This window comes from Shewanella sp. 10N.286.52.B9 (genome assembly GCF_002873635.1).
Classification (GTDB): Bacteria; Pseudomonadota; Gammaproteobacteria; order Enterobacterales; family Shewanellaceae; genus Shewanella.
Map to the genome: position 1 here is coordinate 1 of NZ_MCTY01000217.1, position 14,920 is coordinate 14,920.

Consider the following 14,920-nt stretch of genomic DNA (forward strand, 5'->3'; position numbering starts at 1 on the left):
ACTGAATTGATTTAAGTCTTCTGGTGTTTTAATGCTTTTAGCAGCTTCTTTAGCAAAAGCTTCAATATCTTTTTTGTTCATGAGTATCTGCCTATCCTTGACTCTCTATAGAGTACGTGTTGATAAGCAGTTACACAAAATTAGTTACAGTCTCAGCGATTAAGTTCGAAGACGGCTTAAAAGATGACATGTCAAACCCGCTGTAATATAGCGCTATTTACAGGGGCTTACAATCTCTTGGTTACAGCCTCAGTAAATCTACAATCATTTAAGTCAATATCAGTATCTTGCCTGTTATCCTCTCTATGAGTTTGGTTAACTCTTTATCTTAATTAGAGTATTTGGCGTTTATGAGCTAGTACAGCGCTTTTGCTTAAGCTCTTATATTGACAATAAACACGGAATTACTGACAGGTATGGCATAAATCACTTAAGCGGCTTAAGGTAGCGAGCGTGGTTAATGAGGATTTTTACTCATGTTCTGCCAGCTTTTTTAATAACAGATCACGACGTTTGAGTAACGCCTTGATTTGTTTTCTCTTGAGTAGGCCATTAGTGAGTTTATCTAGGCTTTGATAGTCTAAGTTTTTTAATTGATGTTCAATTTTTAGCGAGTGACGCAAACGTGCCGCCTTTAAATATTTTGGTGCGTGTTTGCCAGTTCTAAAGCTTCGAGAGTGGTCTATCATCCACATCATCCAATCCGCTTCTGTATAGATAATATTGCTTTGGGTTCTATCTACATTGAAAATTAAAATATCAAACATATTCATCAGGCTGGCTTGGTATGACAGAACGCAATACTCGCTTGGATAACGTTCATCCTCGATGCGATTTTTTTCGTTAAAAGTGTCATCTATCCACAATTGTAGCGAGCCCTGTTTATTTTTGATGGTTCGAAGTACCGTTGGCGGGATCATATTCAATCCAAGGTGACGGGCTATCCTGTACGCTGCTATTTCGTATTTATAACTGTCGGTATTGCGATATTTATCTTTAGAGGCATTTCTGGGGATGATATTTTCAGTTTTAAAAATAGCTTTGAAACGCAGTCCGTTATGTTCCAAATAAGCTTTTTTCGACTGTGTCACACCAGTCCCTATAGGCTCAAGTTTAGTGATAATTGCCTGTGTTAATAACTGTTCCCAGTCCTGATAGCTGTGGCCTTGGTAAATCTCACGGTATTGACCATCGTCAACCTCAAAAGGACGCCATTGATTACCATCAAATTGTTGAAGTTCATCTTTGTTAATGGCTAATAACATTGGATTGCCCTGATAATATTTTCGGTACAGTCCAGTGTCAGTATTGATCACCTTGCCCTTCATTCTGCTTTCAAAAACGCGGCTACTCGTGGTTGTGTGACCAATCACCAATTGTTTGGCCTTATAGTGTTGCAAAACGCGATCAAGTATCTCTTCCTCAAAGATTGGATGGCAAAGAGCTGAGCCTCTATACCAGAATTGACTTTCTCCATCGAGGTAAAAAGACTGGCTGAGATTAACAAAGCTTTGGTACAAGGATTTATGTTCGTCAGAGCCTGCAGATAGTAACCGCCGTGCTATTTTTTCTTGGCGACTAAAGAAATCATCAAGGTGACTTAATGCGCCTTGGAGTTTTAATTGCTCAAAAGCTTCCATGTAATCATGTATTACTTTTGCTGATTCGTTGTTTACTTCGGCTAAGGTTGACAGAGGGAACTTGGCAGAAAGTCCACCATGGAGAAATAGCACCTCATTGATCTTTAATATACTGGGCTTGCTCAACAGCCAACGGCCATATTTACCCTTGGTAGAAAAGAGCTGCATATGGCCAAAGTAGCCGGGAGGGTATTCAGTGTTAAAGGTCGATAATAGCGATTGCTGACTCATTCCGGCACTGGTTTCAGTTGCATATGAAAGGTATTGCTGCCAGTAATTTTCGCGTACGTCCGCAGATTCATCATCCAGGTAGTGTTTATATTCATCAGTGGGTACGTAGTTAAGTTCACGGATAAGGTTCATCAATTCATGATTACCCAACACAAGATGTACTGCGCCTCCTGCTGCGGTGGCCTGTTGCTCTAAACGCATAAACAAGTCCATTACTTTGCGGGAGTCAGGGCCTCTATCCAGCAGATCGCCGACACTGACTAGCTGAGTGTCGCCAGCTTGCCAATTCAGTTGGTCATCGATAATGCCTGCTGCACGAATTAATGTTTCAAATTCACCATAGTCGCCATGGATGTCACCAACAACAATAATTTTTGCTGTTGTTGATAGCTCAAAGCTCTCGTAGGAGGCTGAGGTTTCCTGTAATGGAATAAAAGTGCATAGCAGTAGAACAACACATATCACAGCATGGTTAAGGTTCATGGTTGAGCGCTGGGTAAGGTGACTTTGACTTTAAGTTTAGAAGATGATTATGAAATGGTATAATTATTGGTAAAAGCCTTGCTGCTATTACTAGTAAAACAAGGCCTTTGAAATGGGATTATGGCTTTATTACTGATTGATGAGTTTTTTCAATCCAGGCGCAGCTTTAAAGCTTGGTTGGTTAAATCCTGGGATTTCCATTGCTTCACCGGTTTGTGGGTTGTAGCCATTTTTCGCTAAATGGTAGCGTAATTCAAATGTGCCAAATTGCGGAATGTAAACTTTTTCACCTTCGGTAAGTGCTTTATGGATCTGAGAAACAATTTGATCGATTTGAATTTTCGCTTGAGATTGTGAGATACCGATGTCCGAGGCCATCACTTGCATGAGTTGTTTTTTATTCATATTAACTGCTGTGAAATTAACGTAATAAGTATTGCGGAGTTTGTTTATAGCAGTTATGCCCATCGTTTAACAGAACTCGACTTATCACAGCTCTACCACTGTCGAATTGCTGCGCTAAATCCGCTATCTATCTCCAACTTTCGTATTATCTTTTAACAGTGTCATATTTTATGTAACACAAGGATGGTATTTCTTTGCCATACTCAAAAGCTCGTAGTCAGTATTTAGGAGGATAATTCATGGTGAGATGCTGTTTTCATCGAGTTGCGTTATCTTTTGCAGTGATATTATTCTTGTATTTTACGCCAATGACTAAGATTGCGGCTTCGGATGCGGTTTATAACACCCTTGCGCAACATGTATTATTGATTTCGTTGACTGACTCCAGTGTTCAATGGCAAGCATATTTAACGATTCTGCGCCAGGGTACAGAGGCTGAAAAGCTTGAATATATCGACACAATACAAAATGAAGTTGATAGGTTTTGGGCTGATAAGTCTGTTGAACTGCAGTATCACAATCTGGCTTCCAACGCTTCACTTCAAAACAAAGTTTTTTCTTTAGAGCCTCCGGTAGATGATTACTTGAGAGTTCTTAACCATATTAGACGATTAATGTGGCTTGATAACCGCCATGAATGGCAGCCAATTGTCCCCGGCGGTTTTTTACGGCCTGGCGATAGCCATCAGACTATCAGTGCTATTTCACAGCGTTTATGGTTACTTGGGGACTTATCATCTCGTTCAGAAGCGCAACATATTTATGATGACACTATAGCGAACGCGGTGGTGTCATTTCAGCAGCGTCATGGCTTAAAAGCCGATGCTGTTATTGGTCCCAATACCTTACATTGGTTAAACCAAACACCTAAACAGCGCGCCATATTACTTGCCAGTAATTTTGTGGCTAAAACCAGTTATCAACATCAACTGTCAGAGCGTTATTTATTGGTAAATATTCCCGCCTTTGAAATGGTGCTAGTCAATGATAGTCAAATCGCCATGACCTCTCGAGTAATTGTCGGCAAGGCCTATCGAAGAACCCCTGTGATGTCAGGACAAATATCCAATGTGGTCATTAATCCTACTTGGACAGTACCTAAAAAGCTGTTACGACGGGATATCTTGCCTAAAGTGGCTAAAGATGGTGATTATTTTCGCGATCGACAATTTGATGTTTTTGATCGAGCTGGGATTAAAATTGATAAAACCGCTGATGAATGGCAAATGGCCGCAACTGCAGCCTTTCCATATCGTTTGGTGCAGCGACCCGGGGAAATTAATGCGTTGGGGCGTTATAAATTTCATTTTAAAAATGATCTGAATATATACTTACATGACACACCAGATAAATGGCTTTTTAATAAGGCAAATCGAGCGCTTTCATCGGGCTGTATTCGCATTGAAAAAGTGCAGCAATTGGCTGAGTGGTTCGCGGATAATGTGGTAATAGATAAACGCACTTGGGCGCGTATGCAGTCTAATCAAAAAAATACTCAATGGTTTTCGCTGTCACAGACCATTCCTGTGCATATAGTGTATTGGAATGCTTGGGTTGGTGAAGATAACTTGGCCCAATATCGAAATGATATTTATCATTTAAATAACACAGATAAAACAGTGGTGGCAAATAATGCAACAAGCCCATTACAGTTGACGTCACGTTAAGTGCCTGACCTTATTAGAAGTTGCTAAACTGCACATGATTTATACATAACTTATGTGCTTTTAGAGTTGCTATTGTTTGCCATAAGCTTTAAATTCATCCTCGTTTGTGCAAAAAGTGCACAGTTTGAATTTTTAAAAAGTGGTGAGTTAATGTCGTTAGTTTGTCCTTCGCGTAGGCAGTTAATCCTTGGAATTAGTGGGGTGGCTGTCGCTTCAATGTTTTCTAATTCCGCTCAAGCAAGCCGATCTACAATAGGGCAGCGTGATCTGAGCTTTTACAACCGTCATACTGGTGAGCGCGGGCAAGGCAGTTTTTGGGTTGATGGTGAATATCGCAGTGATACCTTAACGCTTTTTAGCAATGTATTACGTGACCATAGACAAAACCAAGCGGCGCCGATGGATAAGCGTTTATATGAAATCCTGTATAAGCTTCAACAGACACTGAATAACTCAGATGAAATTCATGTGATTTCTGGTTATCGCTCTCCGATCACCAATAATATGTTAGCGGCCAACAGTAATGGTGTTGCCAAGAAAAGTTATCATATGAAGGGAATGGCAATGGATTTAGCCATACCCGGCATTGCTCTTAAAACCTTACGTGATGCAGCAATGTCGTTAAAAATGGGCGGGGTTGGTTATTACCCTCGTTCTGGTTTTATTCACCTTGATACTGGCCCGGTAAGAAGCTGGTAAAACCCACGGCCTGATATTTAGCATGATTTAAAGGCTATATAGTTAGTTCATGTGGATAAAATACCGGCGTGATGCTTGTTGACGCTATTTAGCTGTGTTAGAATCCGCGCGCTTAGTTTTATAACGAGCACGAGTTGTTATTGGTCGAAAATAACAACAAAAATTATTTTATATAAGTGAGAATTACATGTCTTATACTATCAATGCTGAAATCCGTACTGAAATCGGGAAAGGTTCGAGCCGCCGCCTACGTCATGCGAATTTAGTTCCTGCTGTAATCTACGGTCCAGGTAAAGAGCCTATTTCTATCAAATTCGCTCAAAAAGATATCATCAACCAACAGTTGAATGAAGATTTCTACACAAGCGAGTTAACTATCGTAATCGATGGCAAAGAAATTAAAGTTCGTGCACAAGCTGTACAGCGTCATGCGTACAAAATGCTTATCGAACACATCGATTTCAAATTTGCTTAATTGCTAATTTGAATGAAAAAAGCGCCTTAAGGCGCTTTTTTTGTGACTAAAATTTGGTTTATAACGCTTAATCAATATCAAAGCTATAGTAAATATCTAAGGATTGATTTAAGTTGCCTGATACGGTTTCTAGGTAAAGCTGTGAAAAAATATAATACCTTACCGTCATTTCATAGCCGGGGTTAAAAACACCAATACCGTATTTCACCATCAAGTCTTCGCCAATATAACCGCTAATGGCAAAGCGTCCTTCATCGTTGGCATCAAGTTGTACATTAGAAAAGCCCATTTTTTCAATTAAGCCCGTCGCTGTTGAGCCAATGTTGTTCATTGCGCCGCCGCCAAACTGTGAGCCTAAGCTTAACGCCGCGCTCATCATTAAAGCATTATTTTGATCATTACCAGAGTTCGCAAAGCCTGTGCCGGTGACTATGTAGGATAGAATTTCGGCTTGCTCTTTGGCTGGGTTTGAAAACAAGGTCACTACTGGCTGCATGGCTGTGCCTGTGACTCTCACGCCTGCGGTGAGATCTTCATCTTTGATTTCTTTTACTGCTTCAATATTTAAGTTGGGTACTGAGCTTGGGCCAACAAACTGCACTTCACCAGTACTGATGGTTAGGGTTTGCCCCATAAATTTATAACTGCCATTATTCACTTTAATATCACCAAATAACAGCGGTGGTTTGAAGGCTTGTTGCTGTAGCAATAATGTTCCTTCTAACTTGCCGTTTAAGCCCATGCCATCAATGTTAAGGTTCTTGCCCACATTAATATTGAGATCGGCGACGATAGCGTAAGGGCTGACTTTTTCTTCTTGTTCTGAAATCGAGTCTTTAAATACCACATCGCTAGATATCGCTACACCACCCTCAGCTAGTTGAACTAATGTAATTTCCCCGCTAGGAATATCGACAGTGCCCGTGATCGCCAGCTGATTTTTACTAAAGTTAATTTTTACATCAGGAGTAATATCCAATATTGCGATAGGGGGCTGAATAAAGGCGAGCTTTTTACCTTTTATATCAATTTCACCATTAAAGTTACCCTCTGGCCAAGCCAACTTACCATTGATATTTGCCTGGCCTTTCCCCATGGTTAAATCGCCTGTTACATTACCTTGTTGGCCAGCGAGCTCCATTATTAAATTGATATTTTCAATCAAAGTCGGGTTGTTTGTAGTGGCAATAGCTGCTTTTGATAGTGTCATTTTGCCACCGACTTCAGGCTCATTTAAAGTGCCTAATAAGGTTAAATCAGTGGAAAACAGTCCTTGTAATGTCGCCAGCTCAGGGAAGAAGCCCTGTAAGCCAGTTAAATCTAACTCGTCAATATTGATATGCCCTGATAGCTCTCTTGAAGGCTGGGTGCTGATGTTAACTTGGCTGCTGATATCTGAGATGCTATCTGCTTGCACTGATAATTGACCCGTTAGTTGCTGCTCATCTAATGTGACATGTAAGTTAACTAAGTCGTAAATGATATCGATGCGATCATTCTCTGAGCGCTTTAATTCTAATTTGCCCTCAGATAAGGTTAAATCAACATCTGCTTGTAACTTTTCAACCTCAGACCAATTCAGTTTGGCATCAAGGCTAGAGTCACCAATCCATACCAAGCGTTCGGGTAATATTGGCTGCAGTAGGCGGCCAGGTGTGCCTTGTGCAAGAATATGAATATCCCCTTGGGTACCAAAATTTGCAGGTTCAATCAGGCACAGGCTATTGCTGGGGTGATTAATGCAAAAAGGACTGGCGCTGCCAAGTTGATTGAGTTGATCCCAAACGATCGTGATGGGCTTATCTAACTGCCAATCTCCGAGCATATTGGTTAAGGATAAGGCGTTAACTTCAGTATCAAAGCGTTGTTTATCTGCCGTGTATATATTGCTCAATTGGGTGTTAATGGCTAGCTCTCCACCCGTAGACAGTTGCAATGTTTGCTGGCCAAGATCTCCTGAGGCGATTAGCTCTACGTCAGTTAAGTCCAGTTCGCTCCAGCTAAAAGCAGTACTGGCGAGATTCACGCTAAATTGATGCTCATTTAACGGTAAGTAGTGACCCGTTAATGTCAGTCTGTCGAGCTTCATATCGGCAAAATCAAAATCGGCCACTTGGCCGTTAATATCAACGATAGGTTGTTTGGCATCGCCAGTGACATCGATTTTTGCGGTAATTGACCCTTTACTATCTGGTAGCCACTGGCTGATGTCAGGTACATCAAGTAATGCATCTACATCCCATACTGTATCTGCTTGACCATTGATAAGTAGGGTTGTGCCGAGGGCTTGTGCTTGTAGGTCTTTGGCATTGATGGCGAAGTTATTATCAAATTGTACCTGACCTTTAACGCTAAGAGGGTACTGATTTAAACTGCCGCTTAAATCACTGTCTACAATATTTACTTCCCAGCTAGTATCAGAAACCTTACCTGTGGTGGTTAATATCCCACTGATGTGGCTGCTAAGCTCGGTGAGTTCATAAAGATAATCGATTTTTTCTAGCTGTAAATCAGTGGTGTCGAGTTTGGCTTGCCAGCTAAAATCATTGCCCCAATCAAGACTCGCTTGACCTGCGATATCCCCCGCATCTGAGCTAATGACAATATCTGCAATATCCACATTGGTATGTGATAGCTGCATTGCGCTATTAACTTCAAGCTGCGGGTGATAGGGGCTGAGGAATTGCCCATCAAGGACAACATGTTGTTGGTTGAAGTCACCGGTACTTGATAATGTTTTGATATCAGTGACATAGTCAGGCTTAATCAAAGGCCACTGAATTTGGGCTTTGCTTATATCAATTCGATAAGGCATTTCGGGCTTACTCAAAGTGATATTTGAGTCAAAATTAATGGTAAAGTCACCTTCAGCGGCAAGGGTAACGGCTAAATCATCAAAGCCGTTGTGTGCACTGAGTTTGATTTTTTGCTGGGTTAATTCAGGAATTTCGGCCACATTGTTAAGGCTAAAATCGGCGTTAATATTCATTGGGTAATCGTGATTTAAACGGATATCGCCTTCTAATGTTGCCTCACCGTAATCATGAGTGATGGCTAATTGCTGCACATCAATTAAGTCATCAACATAGCTGCCTGCTAAGGTTATTTTTGCGAAATCATCGGTTCTTGCTCCCAAGACCATCACGCTGTTATTACTAATCAGTTGTTCAAGGTAAATAGGGAATGACATATAAACCACTGGTAATGCTGCCATAGCCCAGTCGTCATTTACCTCAGTGGTATTGTTCGGCGCTGCAACATCATCACTGGCAAGAGGAATATCAACCAGCAAACCGTCACTATAAAGGTAATTAACTCTTAAGCCTTTGCTATTCCATAGTGCTTTGCCTTGCAAGCGGCTGGCGTTATAGCGCATGTCATTTACGCTGACCTCAACTGAGTTTAAGTCTAATTCGTTAAGGCCAATAACTACAGGTAAAATCAGCGGTTCAGGTAATTCATCTTTACTTTCATTAGTTTTATCAGTGTTAGCTGGCTGATTATCTGCTAATGCAGCTTGAGTTGTTCGAGCGTTTGCAACGGTACTTTCACTAGGCACATCATCGGCAAACTCATCAGTAGCTACTCGTACCCGCACGCCACTTGCGTGTAACTTATCGACACAAATTTGCTTGTTAAACAAACAGGTTGGCAGCCAAGATAAGCTTAAGTCATCAACCTCTACCGCTACGCCATCCATTGACCAGCTTGCATGGTTAAATTCGAGTTGCTTATTGATGGTGCCAGAGCGTAAGTCTAATGCGAGATTGGGCACAAATTGATTGGCTAACATCACTGACATACGTGCGCCGAAAGGCGTGCCAATGAGCACTGCTAGCAAAATTAAAATCAGCAGTGGAATATAGATAATCACTCGAGTGGTATGTTTGAAGTATTTCCATAATCGCGCCCAAAGCGTTAATGGCGGCTTTGCTGGCACTTTATCTAGTGGTGTAGCGTCATGGGCTTCATGGTCGTTATGATGCTGGGGTAGCTTGGATTTTTCTGTCATTACAAATCCGTCCCCATGGTTAAATGAATTCGCCAAGATCTATCGACCGTTTCTGTTTCTTTCAAGCCGACACCTAAATCGAATCTAATGGGTCCGATAGGAGAGATCCAGTGAACGCCGCCGCCGACGGAGGCAATAGGTTCAAATGTTTCTGTATCAAAAGCGTTACCCGCATCCACAAAGCTGGCAAGTCGCCATGTGTCAGTTAAATAAAATTGATACTCTAAACTGCCCACCATCAAATAACGACCGCCGACAACCTGACGTGACGTGCTACCGTCTTCGTTGGTGTATTCAATGAATGGCCCTAGCTCTTGGTAGCCATAACCGCGAATACTCTGATCGCCACCGGTAAAATAACGTAGCGAAGGTGATATTTGGGCGATATCGTCACTATCAGCAATGTTGGCGCCTAAGTCGAGTCGGGCTACAAAACGATGCCGATCGAAAAAGGTATCAATCCATTTAAAGTTAGCTTCAAATTTTAACAGTCGAATTTCAGAGCCTAAATTAGGGTCACCATATTGCATACTGTAAATATGACGGTAGCCCGACTTGGGGTCTAAGGTGTTATCGCCGCGAACGGTTTTGCCAATACCAAAGCCTGCAAGAAGGAATTTTGAATCGTAATCAATATTGGATTGATTATAAAGCTCTTGGCTATATTCAAGTGAATAACCAAATAGCCATTGGTCGGCTAGGGTTTGTTGTCTGATCACCCCGAGTAAACGTTTCTCTGACTCTAGCTGGCCAGTGTAATCGTAGCTTCTATCTTCTTCATTATAATCTTGGGTAACGCCATATTTATCTCGCAGTAATCCAATCTTAAATTGTAGCTGATCATCTAACGGGTGCTTTAACGGAATAGTATAGGTGGTTAAAAACTTAGGCCTGTCAGGTGACCATTCCATAGTAGTTTCTTGAGTATGGCCATAGCTGTTAATTTGCGGCATCCGCCAAGTGAGCCTGACCCTTGGCTCAATGGTTTTTTCGGCATTGGTACCAATATCGGCGCCCAAACCTAATTCAAATGAGTGTGTTGGTCTTGGGCTTAAGTCAACTCTGATGGGGACATCGACGTCGGTCATGGCATCAACTTGTGGTAACACTTTGATATTACTAAAGTAGCCAGTATCGATAAGGTTGCGGTTCAATCGATTTAACCGCCGGGTTGAATAATTTGAATTGGGTTTAAACGGGATGAGTTTTTTCATGAACTCATCATTGAGAGTATGACCATGAAACTCGACGTTACCCAGTTGATAGCGTCTACCTGAGTCATAATGCAAGTGGATTTTAGCGGTATTCACATCCCGATTAACCACCACTTCAGCCCGTGAGAATTTTCCATCGAAGTAGCCTCTGGCCATAGCTAATGTAACCAGCTGATTTTTTAACTCTTGGTATACGCCGTGATCTAACACATCACCAGGTTTGATAGTTAACTGATCAAGCCAACGATTAAAGCTGTTATCTTCAATCATTTGCTCACTGAATTTAATGTCTATCCACTGAACAATGGTAGGCGCACCTTCATCGATATCGATGTTAAGTTTCCAGGGGCCCTTGGTCGCTTCTTCAACGTTAATCGATACTTTTGCGTGATAATGGCCGATGGATTCCAGCGCGGCGTTAACATTGTCTTCTACAGTAAATAAATAGGCTCTGCGTTGTACTTCAGAATCAGGGTTATTGCCTAAATGCGCTTGGATATTTTTGGTTAACCGTCCTGATGCGCCCGTTACCTTGACCGTTAACCAGTTATCTTTTGCCCAAGCGAAATTAGGTACCATCATGACAATGGCAGCAAAGGCGACAACGCAATATTGAAAAGATTTAAATAACAATTATAGGATGCTTATAAAGGCCATAAACTCATACTGTATTGTCGCTAGAATATGTGAATCAGGCAAGTTGTGGATTGAAATTAACCTTTGAAATGCATAGAAAGAATCGTCCGATTAAAGCATTAATATAAAAACCAGTCATTCCAGTGCTCGGCTTAAGACAGGTTGTGGCCATGCAAGGTCAAAGCTACCTTGATTTTACCTTAATGTTGGAGTGATTTAATCGTCCAAATAAAAAGCAGAACTAATTACTGTTCTGCTTTGTTGTTTAGTGTTGGTGAAGCTATTAAATTAAGGTTTTTAGAGTTGTCTTAACAAAGAGAATGCTTGTTGAGTACAATCTCGAGTCACCACAAATCCCACCATGTTATCGGCGCTGTCATAGCCTTTAGCGACAATCCCTTGTGATTGAACATCAATATTCCAACGTGATACTGAGGCTGCATCAGTTTTACCACCAATTTGAATCGGGTAATTAGGGGGGGAACCTTGACCATCATATTGGGCAGTTTCACGCTAGTCACTTCACCCAATAAGGTTTTTGCTAATGCAGACGCACTGATTAAGGTCGGTTGTAAATACGCTTTTACTTGCCCTTCAAATTCAGCGCAATCCCCTAAAGCGTAAATATTAGCATTAGACGTTTGCATGAACTCGTTAACACATATGCCGCGGTTAACCTCAAGCTTGGCAAGTTATTTAGCTAATAGTGAAAAACTGACCGCGATCGTCAAACCGCTGGGCTTGAGTGCAGGTAAATTACATCGATTAATGAAGCGGCTTAATTTAAAGTAAATAATGCCTTCATTAATCTAAAACGATTTAAGGATTTCTGTGGGTTCAAAATTACCCCGTAGGGTGGAATATGGCGCATTTGTGCTGGCAGGGCTTATTATCATGGCTTCGTCACTATCACTATCACTATCTCAAAGTGATAAGTTGCAGCTTTGATTAATATTACTTTTCCCATAGAATCAATTCACTTAGAGTATAATTTAGGGCTATAACTTAGACTGTAAGCCCCTTGATAAATATGAGAATAACAATGAATAAATTAACCATGTTGTCATGTATCACCTTGCTGGTTTCGTCTTTTGGCAGTGTTGCCAATGACAAGCCGTTTGCCATTGCGATCCATGGCGGAGCAGGCACGATAAACCCCAGTAGTTTTACTCCTGAGCAAGAACAAGCCTATCGCGCTAAATTAAAAGAGGCCGTTGATACGGGTTATGTGGTGTTAGAAAAGGGCGGTTCAAGCCTTGAAGCAGTAACTCAAGCTATTAATGTTTTAGAGGATTCGCCATACTTTAATGCAGGCAAAGGGGCGGTTTATACCCACAATGAACAGCATGAAATGGACGCCTCTATTATGGATGGAAAAACCATGAATGCAGGCGCTGTATCGGGGGTTAAGCACGTTAAAAATCCCATTGATTTGGCGCGTTTGGTGATGGATAAATCAGTACATGTGATGCTCTATGGCGAAGGCGCTGAAGAGTTTGCCTTAACCCAAGGGGTGCCGCTGGTTGCCAATGAGACTTTTAATACTCAACACCGCTATGAATCATTGCAACGGGCTAAAGCTAAAATGGAGCAAGCAAAATTAGATAATAAAGACTATATAGCTTCCCATAATGCACTCGATGTCGAATTTAAAGTGGGCACAGTGGGCGCGGTAGCTCTGGATAAAAGTGGCAATATTAGTGCGGGTACATCAACAGGAGGCATGACCAATAAGCGTTATGGTCGTATTGGTGACGCACCCGTTATTGGCGCAGGCACTTATGCTGAAAACGGTGTCTGTGCAGTATCAGCAACTGGCCATGGTGAATATTTTATTCGCTACCATGTGGCTGGGGATATTTGCGCCAAAGTGAAATACCAAGGTAAATCCATTATTCAAGCTGCCGATGAAGTGATTAATCAGCGCCTTATCACTGCGGGTGGCACCGGCGGGGTTATCGCTATTGATCATCGCGGCAATATTGCCACACCATTTAATACCGAAGGTATGTACCGTGCGACCCGTAAAAAGGGTGAACAAGCCCAAGTGATGATTTGGCGAGATAAGTAAGCCCTTTAGTGCGTTTTTTAATACAAGTATTAAGCACTAGCTAAAAAGGCATCAAGTATTCACTTGGTGCCTTTTTTCTTTTAAGCCTTGTTTAAAACTGTTTAATGTGATTGTGCTTGATTATTAATCACTTGATGCGGGCAAATATTCCCTTTATCTTAATAGGGTTATTCAAATGTTGAGCTTGTGGTGAATTGTATTAGCAAGATCAATGCTAATAGGTATTACATAAGCGTGAGTCAGCGGTAAGCGATTAAAGTTTCTATAGTGCAAATAGAAAGTGACTGATGGTAACTCGTTAGCTGTTGTTGGACTATAGTTAATAATTCTATTTTTGAAATAAAATGGTCGTTGCTTTGTGTTTTTGTTGCAAAGTTTACAGCTTGTTTTGTTGCTGCTTTATGGCTGTTGTACATAAGTATAAAAGTCGAGTTTATATGAGCTAAGCCTCTAAATTATCCGTGAGTTAGATACACAAAACCGTATAGTTATACTGAATTATGATTATGTACCAGCCTCAATAACAAGCTAGCTAAGCACAACACTAAACATAGGTTGTGAGACACAAGCTAAGTAAATGAATATTGAAGGTAGGCGATTAATGGGAAAGTCATTTTTTACATTGAATTTGAATGAATACACGCAGGCTACAAATACCTAAACGGCGCTGCTAACCAGTAATGCAAAGACGATATGTAGTATTTAGGAATTTCTTTAAGATTAAGTATTATTAAGGCTAGTTATGAAAGTGGTTACAGATGGTGTTTACGAGACGGAAAAAATGAACGTTGTGATTGAAGCTAGCTCTGTCATTAAAACATTCAAAAAGGTGAAGGATTACAAGAAGCGCTACTTCAGAGAAAAAATAGCCTTACAAAGATTAATCGGGCTCGATAATTTCCCTAAATTACTCCATTTTGACGATGAAAATACCACGCTGACCATGAGTCGTTTAAAAGGTACTGCACCAGAAACCTTATCAGTGAAACAAATTATCCTGTTACGGGAAATGGTTGCCAATATGCTCGCTCAAGGTGTCGCGCGCCATGCAATGCCTGTGCGAGATTTATTAGCAGACAGTGATGAGAACCTGGGCATGGTTGATTTCGAAAGAATTACATTTCGAAGCTTTGAATGGTCGCCAATTTGGTTGATTGCCAAAAAGGTCAGTCATTACCATTTATATCGTTTAATACGAACTTATCAGCCGCAACAATTAACTGAACAAGAATATGCTTTTCTTGCAAAAACTGACACTATTCGTGATTATCTAATGAAGCTAAAACCATTAAAATTAAAACTAAAAAACATGTTTAAAAACCGCAGTAATAAGTAAGTATTAACTTGCCCCGTGATATAGTGCCAAGCTTTAGGTTTAATAATAGCG

The 14,920-nt window shown here is 41.0% G+C and carries 11 protein-coding genes; 6 read left to right on the forward strand and 5 right to left on the reverse strand.

Going from position 1 to position 14,920, the window contains the following annotated elements; translation table 11 throughout:
• Nucleotides 1-470: 470 nt before the first annotated feature.
• Both BCU91_RS18330 and BCU91_RS18335 read right to left on the reverse strand, forming a co-directional pair.
• Nucleotides 471-2,354, reverse strand: a complete 1,884-nt coding sequence (locus BCU91_RS18330; RefSeq protein WP_102532102.1) for a metallophosphoesterase — start codon at nt 2,352-2,354, stop codon at nt 471-473.
• 129 nt (nt 2,355-2,483) lie between these two features.
• The gene (locus tag BCU91_RS18335) at nt 2,484-2,759 is read right to left on the reverse strand and encodes an HU family DNA-binding protein (protein ID WP_076539954.1); all 276 of its coding nucleotides are present in this window, start codon (nt 2,757-2,759) and stop codon (nt 2,484-2,486) included.
• A 239-nt stretch (nt 2,760-2,998) separates the two neighbouring features.
• Here BCU91_RS18335 and BCU91_RS18340 point away from each other — a divergent pair, with 239 nt between their 5' ends.
• From BCU91_RS18340 to rplY, 3 genes are all read left to right on the forward strand, one after another.
• Nucleotides 2,999-4,426 carry a L,D-transpeptidase family protein gene (locus tag BCU91_RS18340; RefSeq protein WP_102532103.1) on the forward strand — a complete coding sequence of 476 codons (1,428 nt, stop codon included), beginning with the start codon at nt 2,999-3,001 and terminating at the stop codon, nt 4,424-4,426.
• Nucleotides 4,427-4,576: 150 nt separating this feature from the next.
• Nucleotides 4,577-5,125, forward strand: a complete 549-nt coding sequence (locus tag BCU91_RS18345) for a DUF882 domain-containing protein (protein WP_102439896.1) — start codon at nt 4,577-4,579, stop codon at nt 5,123-5,125.
• 187 nt (nt 5,126-5,312) lie between these two features.
• On the forward strand, nt 5,313-5,600 hold the full coding sequence (gene rplY, locus BCU91_RS18350; protein WP_076539958.1) for a 50S ribosomal protein L25: 288 nt from the start codon (nt 5,313-5,315) through the stop codon (nt 5,598-5,600).
• A 67-nt stretch (nt 5,601-5,667) separates the two neighbouring features.
• On the opposite strand, the gene BCU91_RS18355 is transcribed toward rplY, so the two are convergent.
• From BCU91_RS18355 to BCU91_RS20630, 3 genes are all read right to left on the reverse strand, one after another.
• The gene (locus BCU91_RS18355) at nt 5,668-9,612 is read right to left on the reverse strand and encodes a translocation/assembly module TamB domain-containing protein (protein WP_102532104.1); all 3,945 of its coding nucleotides are present in this window, start codon (nt 9,610-9,612) and stop codon (nt 5,668-5,670) included.
• Nucleotides 9,612-11,408 (reverse strand): autotransporter assembly complex family protein, encoded by a 1,797-nt coding sequence (locus BCU91_RS18360; RefSeq protein WP_102439895.1) that lies wholly within the window; start codon nt 11,406-11,408, stop codon nt 9,612-9,614. The genes BCU91_RS18355 and BCU91_RS18360 overlap by 1 nt, the downstream gene beginning before the upstream one ends.
• Nucleotides 11,409-11,806: 398 nt before the next feature.
• Nucleotides 11,807-12,109: a hypothetical protein gene (locus tag BCU91_RS20630; RefSeq protein WP_241904117.1), complete on the reverse strand. Its 303-nt coding sequence runs from the start codon at nt 12,107-12,109 to the stop codon at nt 11,807-11,809.
• On the opposite strand from BCU91_RS20630, the gene BCU91_RS20305 reads away from it, so the two are divergent.
• From BCU91_RS20305 to BCU91_RS18375, 3 genes are all read left to right on the forward strand, one after another.
• Entirely contained in the window at nt 12,108-12,254 is a 147-nt protein-coding gene (locus tag BCU91_RS20305) for a hypothetical protein (protein WP_157936300.1), read from the forward strand. The two genes, BCU91_RS20630 and BCU91_RS20305, sit on opposite strands and share 2 nt — an antisense overlap.
• A 238-nt stretch (nt 12,255-12,492) precedes the next feature.
• Nucleotides 12,493-13,533 (forward strand): isoaspartyl peptidase/L-asparaginase, encoded by a 1,041-nt coding sequence (locus tag BCU91_RS18370; protein WP_102476067.1) that lies wholly within the window; start codon nt 12,493-12,495, stop codon nt 13,531-13,533.
• A 742-nt stretch (nt 13,534-14,275) separates the two neighbouring features.
• Nucleotides 14,276-14,869: a hypothetical protein gene (locus tag BCU91_RS18375; RefSeq protein WP_102532105.1), complete on the forward strand. Its 594-nt coding sequence runs from the start codon at nt 14,276-14,278 to the stop codon at nt 14,867-14,869.
• Nucleotides 14,870-14,920 lie beyond the last annotated feature (51 nt).

Excerpts from the sequence above, each read along its gene's own strand:
- BCU91_RS18330 (WP_102532102.1), bottom strand. The coding sequence starts at position 2,354 with ATGAACCTTAACCATGCTGTGATATGTGTTGTTCTACTGCTATGCACT.
- BCU91_RS18335 (WP_076539954.1), bottom strand. The coding sequence starts at position 2,759 with ATGAATAAAAAACAACTCATGCAAGTGATGGCCTCGGACATCGGTATC.
- BCU91_RS18340 (WP_102532103.1), top strand. The coding sequence starts at position 2,999 with ATGGTGAGATGCTGTTTTCATCGAGTTGCGTTATCTTTTGCAGTGATA.
- BCU91_RS18345 (WP_102439896.1), top strand. The coding sequence starts at position 4,577 with ATGTCGTTAGTTTGTCCTTCGCGTAGGCAGTTAATCCTTGGAATTAGT.
- rplY (WP_076539958.1), top strand. The coding sequence starts at position 5,313 with ATGTCTTATACTATCAATGCTGAAATCCGTACTGAAATCGGGAAAGGT.
- BCU91_RS18355 (WP_102532104.1), bottom strand. The coding sequence starts at position 9,612 with ATGACAGAAAAATCCAAGCTACCCCAGCATCATAACGACCATGAAGCC.
- BCU91_RS18360 (WP_102439895.1), bottom strand. The coding sequence starts at position 11,408 with ATGATGGTACCTAATTTCGCTTGGGCAAAAGATAACTGGTTAACGGTC.
- BCU91_RS20305 (WP_157936300.1), top strand. The coding sequence starts at position 12,108 with ATGAACTCGTTAACACATATGCCGCGGTTAACCTCAAGCTTGGCAAGT.
- BCU91_RS20630 (WP_241904117.1), bottom strand. The coding sequence starts at position 12,109 with ATGCAAACGTCTAATGCTAATATTTACGCTTTAGGGGATTGCGCTGAA.
- BCU91_RS18370 (WP_102476067.1), top strand. The coding sequence starts at position 12,493 with ATGAGAATAACAATGAATAAATTAACCATGTTGTCATGTATCACCTTG.
- BCU91_RS18375 (WP_102532105.1), top strand. The coding sequence starts at position 14,276 with ATGAAAGTGGTTACAGATGGTGTTTACGAGACGGAAAAAATGAACGTT.